This is a genomic window from Sphingobacterium gobiense (genome assembly GCF_002980575.1).
Lineage (GTDB): Bacteria > Bacteroidota > Bacteroidia > Sphingobacteriales > Sphingobacteriaceae > Sphingobacterium > Sphingobacterium gobiense.
This window is the reverse complement of sequence record NZ_PVBS01000001.1, coordinates 1,285,070-1,299,095: the sequence shown is the minus strand read 5'-3', so window position 1 is coordinate 1,299,095 and position 14,026 is coordinate 1,285,070. Positions and strand designations below refer to the sequence as shown.

Here is a 14,026-nt window from a genome sequence, read left to right as displayed (position 1 = left end):
CTGTGGATATGACGTGCTCAAGATTTTATATACCGTTGCTGGCTGTTTTCTGTATTACTGCCCTCTATAGTCTTTTGTGGAATGTAAATGCGAAGTATGTAGACGATTACATACCTCATCGCCATATCGCGGCCGTAGTTATATTGTATGCTGCTTACTATAGCGCACACCTGCTGTGTTTTGATATGCTGTGGAAAGGAGGGTGGGCAAGGCGGATAATTGGCGCGATTGGGACCGCCATGCTTTACGGGACGTTGTTTCCAGTAATGTATAAGCTTATACAAGAGTGGATGCCTGCTGTAGGTTTGCAACTGTTCGACGATACGGTTCCTTACAACGAAGCAGATTTTCGCAAACGGCTGATAAGTCCTTACATCATTGTGGTAAGCATGGCTGCTTTTACTGTTGCAACTGCTCGTTTGATACAGCATCATTTCGAAAAGAAGCAGTTACTAAAACAGTTGGATGGTTTGCAGCAGCAGTTTATCGATCGGGAGATAAAAACGCATTTTATCAGCAATATACTGAGTACGAATATCGGTGCGGTGCTTTTGCAGACCAAACCTGATCAAAAAAAGAAAATTATAGCCTTGATCGAGTTGCTGGCTTATTTCAATAAGGTAGATCAAGGAAGTATGGGTGTGGTGCCACTTAAGCAAGAACTACGGCAACTAAAACATTTTATAGCTATGATTGACCAGCAATATGGAGAGGGAACGGTGATATGCGCTGGATTAGAGGATGGAGGTATGGCAGAAGATGAAATACCGTTGGGCTTACTGCTTTTACCACTGGAGAATTGTTTGAAGTATGCCCAGCTGGGACCTAAGTTTCCGATACGGTATAACATGAGGCGAGTGGATGATGGTTGGAATATCCTATGTATCAGTTATATCAATTGGGGTAGTGTAGAATCAGTAGTTAGCACAGGTAGGGGTTTGGAGATGGCGGAAAAGCAGATAACAGTGCTTAGGCTGCCGATACAGATAGCTGTACGGCAGGATGAAGAGAAGTTCTTTTTTACAATAAATATAAACAAGTTATGAGAAAGTCGGTTTACACGGTGCTGATGGTGGATGATCAGCCAGAAAGCATTGTGATCTTACATAGTTTATTGTCGGAATATTCTTTTCTGGAAGTGCTGCCTATCGAGTCCGACCCGCTAAAGGCGTTTAAGTTTATGCGGGAGAATCCGGTAGATCTTCTGTTTGTCGACATGGAAATGCCGGATCTGGATGGTATTAAATTGCTTAACCTATTACAGAAACCACCGGTATTTGCGGTATGTTCGGGCTATACCAATCAAGCGTATGATGCGTCGAAAAGGGGGATGATGGGCTATATCCCTAAAATGCCTGCAATAGAAGACGTAAAGAATTTACTGTACAGGATGATAGATGAAGTGGATAGTCGGGAAGAGGAGAAAAGGGAGGTAGAGCGGATCAATATCGTTGACATAAAGCGAATGGAATACAATTTACTGGTGAGTGATATCCGCTATATTTCCAGCCAGCAGAAGATTATGTCGATCTTCACGACCAAAGATACTATTCTTGTTCGCTCGAAGTTGGCATTGTTAATGAAACTATTACCTAGTGGCCTATTTTCACAGGTACATAAAAGCTTTATAGTAGCCCTTGATGCTGTTGTCGCGCACAACGGCGAGCAGATTAACTTACAGGATGTGGAGCCAATCATTCCCATCGGTCGCACGTACAGAGAACAGTTTCATGCGGATTTAGCAACATACCGGCATTTTGAAACGAACGCATTGGGCGGTTTCACCAAGGACAGCGATGAAAAGCGGAAAATTAAAAATGGATAGAGACAAATAGGTATTGAAACTGTCTTTAAGTTAAAGGGTATAAACAAATGGATGGGTTATATCTATAATATTTAATACGCAATTATAATACTATGGAAAAAAAAACAAAGAATGTACATCTTGTATTAGCGGGTTTAATGGGTTGCTTATTTCTAAATCCTCCGACTAGTCTTCACGCCCAAACAAAAGACAATGTGGAAGTCGCGGACAGCGCAGCTATAGAGGTTCTTAGGCAGAAAGTTGCGTCTAATATGGATAGCGTTACTTATCATAGGGAGTTTATTAAGGCGATGGGTGCAGATAATCCTGATCTTGAACAACAATATCAGCTATGGATGAAAGCATATCCAAAAAATGCCAATATACCTTTTGCTCTAGGACAAGCTCTAGAAAGGCAGGAAAGTCCAAAAGCGAAGGAGTATCTATTGAAAGCTGTGGATATCGATCCGAAACTAACGGAGGCTTGGGGAGGGTTATGGATAGATGCGGAACGCTGGGGCAATGATGAATTAGGAAGGGAGTATTTAAGAAAGGCAACGGAAGCCGATCCCACTAACGCAAATTATGCGTTTTATTATGCGAGCTCATTCTCCAAGGTTGACGAAGAAAAGTACCGTGATTTAAGCTTGAAAGTTGCTGATAAATTTAGTGATACCGAACGTGGAGCGCAATCTTTGTATTGGCTTGCTGTGAGATCAACCGATCCAGCGTTCAAAGAAAATATGTTTAAGCGTTTGCGGCAGCAATTCCCACCAACGAAATTTCGTTGGTCTTCCAGTGGTGAACAGGAATATTTTTCTTTTTTGTTCGAGCAGGATAGGTGGGAGGAGGCTCTTCTCTTGTCAAAGGAAATGGCGGCAATGCCGGAGGGAGATGACTGGGAGGATAATCAGGCAACTGTCGAAAAATCACTAGCAATAAAAAAGGCGTTAGACAATAAAGAGGGAGAACGTGCCTTACATCTCATCGATGATCTTGAAGAGGTATCCAGATATTCGCCATTATACAAACGTATACCGATTTTTAAAGCTGAAGCATTGGCAATTTCAGGGAAAGGAGAAGAGGCGCTTGGGCAACTGCTGTCTTTTTATGCTAAAAATCCATCGCCGAAATTGAAAAAATTGCTCGAAAAATATGGACAACAAATTGGTAAGACGGAAGCCAACATACAAACCGATATCGAAATGGCGTTGCATGAAGTAGCTGAACCCGCGACCCCCTTCGAGTTGAAAAACTATGAGGGTGGAAAAAACACCTTGTCGGATTTTAAAGGGAAAGTGGTATTACTGACGTATTGGTTCCCCGGCTGTGGCCCCTGTCGTGGTGAGTTTCCCCATTTTCAGAACGTAGTGTCTAAGTTTTCTAAAGATCAACTAGCCTATGTAGGCATCAATATTGTTTCGAAGCAAAATGATTATGTATTGCCATTCTTAGCAGGGACTAAATATACATTCTATCCGTTGGAGGATGTCGAGGGGAGGGATAAGGGTAATTTGGATAATAGAGGCTTTGCGCCGATGAATTTTCTGATTGATAAAGCCGGTAGGGTCGTTTTTTCAGATTTTAGAACGACGCAAAAGAATGAGGATGAACTGGAGTTGATGATAACAGAATTATTGGAGTTAAATTGAGAAAGGGGCGCTACATAAAGCGCCCCTTTCTCGTTAATTTAGTAACTTTTTAAGTTGCTCTTCTAATTGTTCGCCCCTTAGATCTTTGGCGATAATCTTACCGTCTGGATCGAGCAAATAAGACGTAGGTAAGACCGTAACCGCATACTTCGAAAGCGCAATAGCTTGGTCTCCACGATTATCAAGTAAATGAACCCAAGGTAGGGAAAGTGCATCTATTGCTCTTTCCCAGGCTTCGGTATTTTTATCAGTAGATACTCCGATAACCTCAAAACCTTTTCCTTTATATTTGTCGTAGGCATTTTTTATAAATGGGAATTCCTCACGGCAGGGTCCGCACCAACTTGCCCAAAAATCGATAAATACGTACTTTCCGCGAAAATCGCTTAGCGAAATAGTATGACCTTCTCGGTTTTTTAGTGTAAATTCCGGTGCACTATTGCCAATCTTAGACGCGAGCTCGCCGCTAATTTTGTCTGCGACGCGCTTACCTTCATAACTGTTTTGTAAGGCTTGTGGTAACTTGTCGAATAATGTTTTACGTGTATTTACGTCAACATTGGCTCCCAATCGATCCAATACAAATACGGCGGCATAGGAATTGTTGTTGCTTTCCACAAACTTCGCTAGGGTAGCACCTTTATCGTCGGCGGTAGCCAACGCATGGTTCAATTGTTCATAAAGGCCATGCGGAATGGAATTTGTAATTTTCGCTTTTGTAAATCCTTCCTCCAGACGCACCTCGATGTCAATTTTACCGGGTTTATCTACCAAGATACCAAATGGGGCATACCCTTTTTTGACTTGTGTGTCGTAGCTTGAGAAAAATAGATAGCGGGATGGGGTGGTATATGGTACACGGATAGTAAACTTTCCATTTTCCACTTTGGAAGAGTCTCTCGTATCCAAAATGTTGTTATACATATGCACGGTATAACCGTCTTTGATGTCTGTCACACTGCCTTGGAAAGTGATGTATTCCTGCGCAGAAACACTCAAAAAGGTACTGCAGGCGAATAGAAATGCTTTTATCTTTATTTTCATCATGGTGTTTTTTAATAGGTGTTTTGGACGATTGCCCCTCTACTGGATATGATCTCTGTACGTGGTATTGGTGCTGCAAAGCGCCTGGAATCTTTAGGAAGTTTATAGACCTTCGGTGCTTGATCCGCTGTAACATTGGAAGCTGTATAGGGATAGAATGTTTTCTCTAATTCGACATCATCCGCAGCGTAGTTATTATTATTGAATCGACGGATATCATTCCAGCGCTGGGTGAAAGGTAGTTCTCTTCTACGCTCTTCCAGTATCTTTTGAAGGGCATTATTGTTGTCGGTAGCGCTAATATTGACCCACGCCCCCGGTTTCATTCGTTTGGCCCGAAGCGTGTTGACGGCGGTCAGTGCCTCTGGCACGCGGTTTAAGCGAGCTAGACATTCTGCTTTAATGAGGTACATTTCTGCCGTGGTAGGTCCCGAAGGAATACGGTCTTTATAAAAGAACACGTAGCCGGGCCAATCAAATGAAGGATTAATCATTCCTCTGTCGTAAGAATAGTGATCGATCATGTGGTATGCATACCGCAGATCGTGTTGACGGTCATAAAGATCGATGAGCGCCTGGCTGGGGAGATACCACCAAGATTCATGGTTAAGCATGCGGAAGTATAAAAATTCTTTCCATTGGATCATATCGATAAAATCTTGTTGGTTATCGTGCGTGTAGGGAAATTGTATCGTTACTGACTCCGCGTTTGGTGTGCCAGCGTTGATGGTAACGGTAGAACTTCTACCATAGCGCATATCAGTATTGTAATCTACTAGCTCACTGTATTCTGACAGCGCTTCATTAGCATATTGCAAGGCTTTTTCGTAATTGTTCCGAATCAAATAATACCGGGCAGCAAAGCCATTTACAGCGGCCGTGTTGGTACGCCAATGCCGAGCTCTCCCTTGCTGTACCAATGGTACCGGTGTGCTTAGAGCTTCAGCAAGATCCGCCTCAATTTGGGTGTAAACTTCCGCCAGCGAACTCCTTTCTGTGGGATCGTCGAATGAGGTTCCTGTTTTTAACGTCAATCCCAATTCGTCGGCTGTCGATTCGTTGTAAGGTAGGCAGTACACGTTTGCTAAAGCGAAATAACTGTAGGCGCGAATAAAATGTGCATCGGCTTTTAGCCGGCTTTTGTCTGCTTCGGAACCGCTAACCCGACCGAGGTTCTCGAGCACCATATTGGCGTTGAAGATCTTTGTATATTCGTTTCGCCAAAAGCCTTCGCGCGTATCGTCGGGTAGGTAATCAATGTCCCACAGACTGAACTCTATGGCAGCCATACCGAATGTTGCCGGGCGTCCATTGTAGATGGCTGTGGTAAGCCCATAATCATCTGTACTGTAAATAGCCGTTCTATTTCCCTCTGAATAAAAAGCAGAAAAATTATTTAAAAGGGCATCTAGATCTTCGGTTGTCGTGACAACGAGATCACTTGATTTGCTAGGTTTTTCATCTAGGAAATCGTTGCAACTGCTTGCGAGTATCACCGCTGTTAAGACGGAAAGCAGTCGAAATTTTGCTGTATATTTTAAAATTTTATTCATTAGTTTTATCGTTAGAATCCTACTTTTATGCCAAATGTATACCGTGGTTGAGGCTTCATTTGCCCCATACGAAATTCAGGGTCTTCTCCCACATCATTAAATAGGACTGTGAACAGATCATTCCCCTGTATGTATACCATTGCCCGGCTTTTACTCAAAAAGGGCCAGTTTTGCGTAGGTATACGATAGGCCGCATTGACTTCCTGCATCCGCAGATGTGAAGCGTTTGTTGCCAAATAGGACAAATAGGGGTAGAAACGGTTCCAAAAATAATGTCGAGGTTCGACATCGTTTAAGGGCAACGGTACAATCTCGTTCGGATCGCCATCGCGTACAGATGATAACTTATTGTTTGGTAACAAACGATCGTTCCATACACCATCGTTGTTAAAAGGCATTTGTCGGAAAACATGTCCCAACTTTCCGGTCAAGATAAAGGAAAGGCTGAAATCGTATATATCAAATGTACTGTTCAGACCTAATGTGAACGGTGCGACACGCGTTCCCATATTAACTAAATAATCGCGTCCATCGCCTGGGGTCCACGTACCAAAATCATACAGATCTCCATCTGCACCTTTGACCATGGGCTGCTTATCATGTACACCGGCATATTCAAACATCCACATGCTATTCGCATCGTAACCCTCTACGTATGCGCCATATTCCCGATTGTATCCATATAGATCACTCGCAATATAATTAGCTACGAAAAGATCGGTTACCCTATTTCGATTATAGGAAAAATTAAGATTTCCACGCCAACGGATATCGTTTCCTTTTAAGGGGAGTGACGTACCTAATTCTAATTCGATACCACGATTGTTGATCGCGGCGTTGTTTAACATCTGGGCATTCGTACCGTTAACAGCAGGGATCGAAAGTTGGGCGATGAGGTCTTTTCCTTGCTTGTTATATAGGTCTACCTTACCGTATAGCTTACCTTGCCATAGGGAATAGTCCAAACCGATATTCCATGTGCCGGTTCTTTCCCAACGTAGACTAGGATTACCATATGATGAGATACGGGCAGTATAGTCGTTTGTGACGACATGCGGTGCAGGAGTCAATGCAATGAGTGGGCGAAAAGATGTTGAGCGATCTACATTTCCGTTATACCCATAGGTAAGGCGTACATTTAGACGGTCTAACCAATGCATATCCGCTAAAAATTGCTCGTTGCCTAGTTGCCACGCTCCACCCAATGACCAGAAAGGTGCCCAGCGGTAAGATGGATCGTCTGTAATCATATTGGAAGCGTCCGTCCGAACACTACCGGACAGGGTATACTTATTTGCGTAGGTATAGGAGGCATTCCCAAATAAAGAGAAGAAACGCTCTGTGCGGTAAGTGAAGGAGTTGACATAAGAAAAAGTTTGGTTATTCCCCCTCCAATCTTTAAGTGGTGCAAATATGCCTCCTGGACCGTTCGGAAAAATACCGACAGTTAACGTCTCGTCGTTATATCCATAGGATCGAGGGTTTTGAAATCTTTCCGTCACAAAATTGCTCAGTTCGGAACCCGCGATCGCATTTATTTCATGATCTGCCCCGAAGGATCGATGGTAGTTCGCTTGATTCCGGAAGCTGTAATTCGTGTACTTGGTTCGAACTTGATCGAGTATGGCGCCAACAGGGAGATTTGCGGACACTTGATCGGTATCGATATCCCACGAAGTTGCCTCGTTGACTATCTTTCTGGCAAAAAAGGAGTTTCCATGGTGGTAATCACGATTGAAGGTGTTGAATAATTCATATTGAATCTTAGTGTCAAATGTTAATCCAGGTAGAAGCTTGAAGGTGAATCCCCCCATCATCCGCGCATTGATATCCCGCCGGTTAATATCACGACGATAAATCTCCTCTGCGGGATTGTAGGTCCAGTCGCTGTAAGGAAAGGATGTCATTGGAACCATCCGTTCCAAAATTGGCCAATAATATTGTTGGACATTGGTGAAAGAACCATCGGGGTTACGTAGCATCTCGTAAGGGGATAATCCTTGGATATCATCTAATGTTACACCGTTATTCTGTATATCGTTATACTGAAACATTGTTGAAGCATTGAAGTCCAACCAATCAAAAATATGTGCCGATGTGCGGTAATTCAGCATATAGCGATTGTTTTTCGTTTCCTGAAAGTTGGATTGGTTGCGCTCATACATTAACGAGAACAAATTTGTCATCTTGTGGGTCGAACTTTGTAGGGACAGATTATATTGTTGATTGACTGGGTTGGCCAGCAGAAGGTCGTTGATCTGTTGCCTATTGTCCAACGTTTTAAGACGTTCGAGTTCCGCATCGCGTTCGGCTTCTGAAATATATCCTAGGTAATGCTCACTCATAGCAACAAGCCCGGAGGACCATTTTTTCAAAATATCGGTATTGAAAGCGCCTGCATTTATCTGGGCACTCCAGCGGTTAAAGGCCAGTTTTTCGAAATCTACGGTTTCAGCTGATGTTGCTAACGGATTTACATAGTCGAGATCGAACCGTTTGCCCACACGTGTAAAGGCCTGAAAATCTACTTGAAGTGGAATGCCTTTGGAGGCTTTTTTTGTCGTGATTACAATGACGCCATTTCCGGCGCGTGCCCCCCATATCGAAGCTGCTGCGGCGTCTTTTAAAATGGTTATGCTCTCCACGTCATTCGGGTTTATCGAGTTGAAGTCGCCCTGAATGGCAAAACCGTCTACAACGACTAGAGGAACGCCATTTGCTGTAATATTTCCTTGGTTATCCCGGATATTGAGACTGGTCTGACCGCGAATTTCAAAACGTGGATTACCGTTTACATCCAACGTGGCCTGCACACCTGCGGTCGTGCCGATGATACGTTGGGCTATATTGGTGCTCGGACGTTCTATCTGTTCGCGTTCTACTGTACCAAACGAACCGGTGGCACGCTCCTTGTTTAGCGTTTGAAATCCAGTGTGGACAACGACTTCGTCGAGTTCCTGCTGCACGGGTTTCAGTATAATTTTGCGTAAATCAGACATCGAATTAACTTCGATTGTCTGGTATCCGACATACGAAATCTGTAAGATCGCGCCAAAATCCACATTATCGAGCTCAAAAAAGCCGTTTTCGCTTGTCATTACAGAAGATGTACCGCCTCGGATCTTAACGGTGGCATTTTGTAATGGTTTGTTGGTATCATCAAAAACATAGCCCGAAATGTGTTGCTGCACGCCTTCATTGGCGGGGCTCGACGAAACGGCCGGGATAAGGGTTACGACTTTGCCTTGGATCCGATAGGATAAAGGCTTGTTTTCTAGGATAAGCTGTAGTGCTCGGTCCAATGTAGCATTATGTACCGTAACGGTTACCGTGGGTTGATTTTTTAAAAGCTCACCATTATAAATGAACGAGTATCCGCTTTGCTTTCTGATCTCGCTGAGCGCGGTTTCTAAGTGAGCATTTTTAATACGTAAATTTATCCGCTGCGCATACGTGTTTGCAGAGATTTGTAGGTTGATTAGTAAGAACAGTAAAGCTGTCAATCGCATTTTTAAATTGATTTTGATTAATGGACGAAAGCCAGGACTGAATACACGCAGAAGAAGTTCTCCTGTTTCTTTAGTACGTGCTAGTTTATTCATACATTTGAATATGTTAGGTTAATTAATGAAATGCTTGAAATGTTCGTTATCTGCCTAATATTTTATATACAGGGGTGCTCGAACACCTCTGTATCTTTTTAGGCTGGTTTGATTATCTCTCCATTATAATACGCCTCCCTTCTCGCTTAAATTTAATGCCTGTGTTGATTTGTAAAGTATGTAGTAAGTCTTCAAGATTTACATCTGTTTGCAGTTCTCCGCTGATTTTTACATCAGACGGCAGGTTTTTGTCGACGAAAGAGACTCCATAGTTACGTTCGATGATGCGCGCAATACTCGGCAAATCGAGTTCACGTAAAACAATGTAGCCTTGCATCCAGGAGGTAATATCAGCAGAACGGACCGGGTTCTTCTCCATTCCGGTAGACGAAATAACGGTTTGTTCATTTGGTCGGAGCAACAGGGTTTCTGTTTTGCTACGTGCTGTGACCTCTACCGCGCCCTCGATTAACGTCGTGGTACTGATACGGTCATTTGGATATGCTGTAATATTAAATTTCGTGCCCAGTACCTTGACATCTTGTTGGCTAGATCGTACAACAAATGGAATATGACGATTATTTTCTTGTTGTTTGGCCACTTCGAAGTAGGCTTCTCCTATTAGTTTTACTTCTCTGGCGGAATGTCCGAACGACTGTGGATAGGATAGTTCGCTATCGGTATTAAGCCATACCGCCGAACCGTCAGGTAAGATAAATTGAAATTTACCCGACATCGGCGTTTTGATGGTTATCCAAAGATCGCGCGTAGAGTCGTTATGTGATAGCTTTCCAATGACCTGCTCATTCAGATTGATGCTCTTGAGTTTATTTACTTCACCGTCAAGTAAAATAGAATCGCCATTGGACAAAAAGGCGTAGGCTTTTATCGTTGGGGGGGAGGGTGTATCGTTCTCCTCTGCCAATATATCTTGTCGTGGTTTTTCCAACAGGGCAAACAAGCCCCAAAAACAGAGTAGGAAAGCTAAGACTGCTGCAGCATAACGCAACCATATTATAGGTGTTTTTGTCCTTTTACCAAACTGTTTGTCTAGGTTTATGATATGTTCTAACGCTACGTCTTCCTCAAAAGAATCGACATTTTTATTGAATAATTCCTCGTTATACCATTGGAATAAAATTCGTTTTTCCGCGGAGGAAATATCTCCTTTTTTATATTTTTCTATTAAGTCAAATAGATCTTTTTCTTTCATCGTCAATCGGTCCCCGATGTATAGTTTCGGGTGTTATATTGAAGACAGCTTATGGAAAGTATTGTCTAAGAAAAAAATGAAAAAAATATAATGGCGATATATTTCATGACGCTTTTCAGGATAAGCAAGGCATTATAGATCTGCTGGCGGACGGTCTTTGTGGATATGTTTAGTTTGGCACTAATTTCCGAATGTGTCAATTGTTCTGCACGACTAAGCATAAATACTTCTTTCATTCGCTTCGGAAGCCGTTCTATTTTTTTATCGAGAATGTCCAATAGTTCTTTTTCGACTATATATTCTTCGACATCGTTTTTTGCCGTAATGTGTTCTTTCGGAAGATGCTGTATATAGCGATCGGCAACCTCCTGGCGGGAGATTTGGTTGAGGATGGTGTGGCGAACCGCTGTATGGATATAACCTTTAAAAGACGAGTGTATAACCAAGCTTTTTCGTTTTTCCCAAAGTTTACTGAAAACATCCTGTGTTATATCCTGTGCCCGATCGTGGTTTTGATAAAAAATAAACGCATGTTGGTAAACCACGCTCTTATAACGGTCGTACAAACAAGAAAATGCACGATCATCTCCTGACTGTGTTAGTTGAAACAACTCAAAATCATCATATGTGTTGTAATTGTTCAAATTAGTACTAGTAGTTGTAGCAAATGTACTAATATTTTTGACTTTACTGAAACTCGTAGAGCATACGATTGGAGGAGATGATCGCGTCACATTTCCTGAGGTGGGCTGGTCAGAAGGGGTTATACAATATAAACTCTTGTCGACCATACAATCCTTTCCATTTCTGGTCAAGACCAGGAAGAACAAGGGCTGTGGAGGTATAACCATCGAGCAACTAACAGTGGATGACGTGAAATATGAGCGAAAGGAGGGGTATATTTTGGTAATCCTAGCACGTGAATAAATCTTAGCCTATCATTTAAATCGTTGTAAAATGGAATTTAGTGTAAGTAACGATGGCGAAATTATAAATTGACACGGGTGGTGAGTAGGAGTTTTTTGTGTTTGGAAAGAAAGTTTGGGTTGTGAAGGAAGAATAGTAAAATTATGTGCTATATTTGGTTTTTGGCGTTTTGGTGATCAAAGTAGCCAACAAAGCTAATCGACAATGATAAACGATCAAAACCTATCCGAATATGAGATTCTTCTTCGGCTGCAGGCAGGAGAAGAAGATGCTTTTCGTATACTCTACGAGCGTTATAGCCGGCTGATATATGGTAACATCATGCGTTTTATCAATGATGAATCTGCCGCAGACGATCTGTTGCAAGATGTATTCGTGAAGGTATGGGAACATCGTACCTCCATTGATCCTAGTCTGTCATTTGCTGCTTATCTATTTACCTGCTCAAGAAACATGGTCTTCAATTTCAGAAGAAGACTGAAATTAGAGATCGAATCTGCTATACACTTGGCTGATGAAAGCGTTCAACTTGCCGAATCCGTAGATAGCATACTCCATAAAAAGGAAGTGCACAAGCTGATAGAAAATGTAATCAGCCAACTTCCGCTGCAACGACAACGAATTTTTAGGATGTGTAAATTAGATGGAAAAAGTTATCAGGAGGTCGCTGAAGAACTTCAGATCTCGGTTTCTACTGTCCGCGACCATATCGTGAAAGCTAACAAGTTCATTAAAGATGTATTGATGTACGAAGGAAGCTTTTCTTCATTATTGCTTCTTTTCTTTTATCTGAGTATTTCTTAAAAAAAATTATAAACAGAGCAGACCTTTTTTCACTGGTAGGTGTATTTATATAAAAATAGACCGAAAGTGGACCATAATAAAGCTAACATACGAGCGCTTTTACAGCGATATAAGGACGGTAAATGTTCGCGGGAAGAATTAGAACATCTTTACGATGGATTGTCTAATAATAACGACGATGTAGATAAGGCGTTATGGGAAAGTTTGCTGCAGGAGGTGGAGACTGCCCAGCTGAATGATCAAAAATTTGAAGATCTTTATCACAAGATTTCTTCTAAAACGATAGCGATTTCTAAGAAGCGAACAGTAAAACGATTGATCCCATTGTGGGCTGCCGCTGCTGTCCTTCTCATTTGCCTGTTCGGTCTCTATCTCTATAACGACACTTCTCAGAAAACCACTCCCGAAACCCAACGTTATACCAAACTTGTTGATGTAGCGCCTGGCTCCAATAAGGCCATGCTTAAAACTGCTGATGGAAGTGTTATCGTCCTGAACGAGGCACAGGAAGGTATAATTATGGGAGACGAAATTACCTACACAAACGGTTCGGAGGTGGCAGAACCTGCAAATAGTGGTGATGGGGAGGTACGGTATGAGCTTTCTACACCAAATGGCGGCACTTATCGCGTCACCTTGGATGATGGAAGTATCGTTTGGCTAAACGCCGCCTCTAAACTAGTCTATCCGGCTAAGTTTAGCCAGCACGAAAGAAAGGTGGAAATTGAAGGAGAGGCCTACTTCGAGATCCAAAAAGATGCTAAACGGCCTTTCAGGGTTACTACTGGTGATCAGACAGTGGAAGTCCTTGGTACCTCATTTAACATCAATGCATATCCCAATGAACGTTTTGTTCGTACAACCTTGGTAGAAGGGAAGGTAAAGGTTGGTCATAAGGATGAGCTATCTTCTTCCATATACTTAAGGCCGGGGCAGCAGTCCATTCTTAAAAATGGCGGTGATATTTCGGTTAGGGAGGCTAACCTGATGGAACAAGTTGGATGGAAGGAAGGTCTATTTTACTTTGATGAGACGGCGTTGGCGGACGCGATGCTCCAGCTCGGTCGTTGGTACGATATAGAAATTAGGTACGATGGGGATGTCTCCCGAACCTATTTTTATGGCCAGATCCCGAGAAGTAAGTCACTTAAAAGTGTATTGAATATACTGGAAGAGAGCAACGTACGCTTCAGGTTAACAAAAGAGAAAACGAAAAATGTATTGACGGTACTATCCGCACAATAAATGGAGATGAACTAATTTTTGATTGTCAACTTAATAAATGATAAGTATGCAAAGAAAACCAACTTGATACAGTAAGATTGAAAAAGCAAAAAAGGCAGTGCTGGGGGGCACTACCTAAAATTTTGAATGCTTTATATGCCGTCAAAAAGACGGCTGGTCGTTAACCATTATAAAAACAATAC

11 protein-coding genes are annotated in these 14,026 nt (G+C 42.3%); 6 read left to right on the top strand and 5 right to left on the bottom strand.

Translation table 11 applies throughout. From position 1 onward, the window contains the following. Positions 1–8: 8 nt before the first annotated feature. From C5749_RS05555 to C5749_RS05545, 3 genes are all read left to right on the top strand, one after another. Positions 9–1,046, top strand: a complete 1,038-nt coding sequence (locus tag C5749_RS05555) for a histidine kinase (RefSeq protein WP_146113687.1) — start codon at positions 9–11, stop codon at positions 1,044–1,046. Next, positions 1,043–1,825 carry a LytR/AlgR family response regulator transcription factor gene (locus C5749_RS05550; protein ID WP_105723753.1) on the top strand — a complete coding sequence of 261 codons (783 nt, stop codon included), beginning with the start codon at positions 1,043–1,045 and terminating at the stop codon, positions 1,823–1,825. The genes C5749_RS05555 and C5749_RS05550 overlap by 4 nt, the downstream gene beginning before the upstream one ends. Positions 1,826–1,917: 92 nt before the next feature. After that, positions 1,918–3,456: a redoxin domain-containing protein gene (locus C5749_RS05545; RefSeq protein WP_105723751.1), complete on the top strand. Its 1,539-nt coding sequence runs from the start codon at positions 1,918–1,920 to the stop codon at positions 3,454–3,456. 33 nt (positions 3,457–3,489) lie between these two features. On the opposite strand, the gene C5749_RS05540 is transcribed toward C5749_RS05545, so the two are convergent. From C5749_RS05540 to C5749_RS05520, 5 genes are all read right to left on the bottom strand, one after another. Then, on the bottom strand, positions 3,490–4,503 hold the full coding sequence (locus C5749_RS05540) for a TlpA disulfide reductase family protein (protein WP_105723749.1): 1,014 nt from the start codon (positions 4,501–4,503) through the stop codon (positions 3,490–3,492). 8 nt (positions 4,504–4,511) lie between these two features. Beyond that, positions 4,512–6,053 carry a RagB/SusD family nutrient uptake outer membrane protein gene (locus tag C5749_RS05535; protein WP_105723747.1) on the bottom strand — a complete coding sequence of 514 codons (1,542 nt, stop codon included), beginning with the start codon at positions 6,051–6,053 and terminating at the stop codon, positions 4,512–4,514. Positions 6,054–6,064: 11 nt separating this feature from the next. Beyond that, the gene (locus tag C5749_RS05530) at positions 6,065–9,655 is read right to left on the bottom strand and encodes a SusC/RagA family TonB-linked outer membrane protein (protein WP_105723745.1); all 3,591 of its coding nucleotides are present in this window, start codon (positions 9,653–9,655) and stop codon (positions 6,065–6,067) included. Positions 9,656–9,767: 112 nt separating this feature from the next. Beyond that, on the bottom strand, positions 9,768–10,868 hold the full coding sequence (locus tag C5749_RS05525; protein ID WP_105723743.1) for a FecR family protein: 1,101 nt from the start codon (positions 10,866–10,868) through the stop codon (positions 9,768–9,770). Between the two features lie 65 nt (positions 10,869–10,933). Then, entirely contained in the window at positions 10,934–11,512 is a 579-nt protein-coding gene (locus tag C5749_RS05520; RefSeq protein ID WP_181151288.1) for an RNA polymerase sigma factor, read from the bottom strand. Positions 11,513–11,549: 37 nt separating this feature from the next. On the opposite strand from C5749_RS05520, the gene C5749_RS19600 reads away from it, so the two are divergent. The 3 genes from C5749_RS19600 (at position 11,550) to C5749_RS05510 (ending at position 13,844) form a co-directional block, all read left to right on the top strand. Next, positions 11,550–11,795 (top strand): hypothetical protein, encoded by a 246-nt coding sequence (locus tag C5749_RS19600; protein ID WP_181151287.1) that lies wholly within the window; start codon positions 11,550–11,552, stop codon positions 11,793–11,795. Positions 11,796–11,999: 204 nt separating this feature from the next. Beyond that, the gene (locus tag C5749_RS05515; RefSeq protein WP_105723739.1) at positions 12,000–12,599 is read left to right on the top strand and encodes an RNA polymerase sigma factor; all 600 of its coding nucleotides are present in this window, start codon (positions 12,000–12,002) and stop codon (positions 12,597–12,599) included. Between the two features lie 66 nt (positions 12,600–12,665). After that, positions 12,666–13,844, top strand: coding sequence for a FecR family protein (locus C5749_RS05510; RefSeq protein WP_146113686.1), 1,179 nt, complete (start codon positions 12,666–12,668; stop codon positions 13,842–13,844). Positions 13,845–14,026 lie beyond the last annotated feature (182 nt).

Coding starts and splice junctions, on each gene's coding strand:
- C5749_RS05555 (WP_146113687.1), top strand. CDS start 9: ATGACGTGCTCAAGATTTTATATACCGTTGCTGGCTGTTTTCTGTATT.
- C5749_RS05525 (WP_105723743.1), bottom strand. CDS start 10,868: ATGAAAGAAAAAGATCTATTTGACTTAATAGAAAAATATAAAAAAGGA.
- C5749_RS05535 (WP_105723747.1), bottom strand. CDS start 6,053: ATGAATAAAATTTTAAAATATACAGCAAAATTTCGACTGCTTTCCGTC.
- C5749_RS05540 (WP_105723749.1), bottom strand. CDS start 4,503: ATGATGAAAATAAAGATAAAAGCATTTCTATTCGCCTGCAGTACCTTT.
- C5749_RS05515 (WP_105723739.1), top strand. CDS start 12,000: ATGATAAACGATCAAAACCTATCCGAATATGAGATTCTTCTTCGGCTG.
- C5749_RS05530 (WP_105723745.1), bottom strand. CDS start 9,655: ATGAATAAACTAGCACGTACTAAAGAAACAGGAGAACTTCTTCTGCGT.
- C5749_RS05545 (WP_105723751.1), top strand. CDS start 1,918: ATGGAAAAAAAAACAAAGAATGTACATCTTGTATTAGCGGGTTTAATG.
- C5749_RS05550 (WP_105723753.1), top strand. CDS start 1,043: ATGAGAAAGTCGGTTTACACGGTGCTGATGGTGGATGATCAGCCAGAA.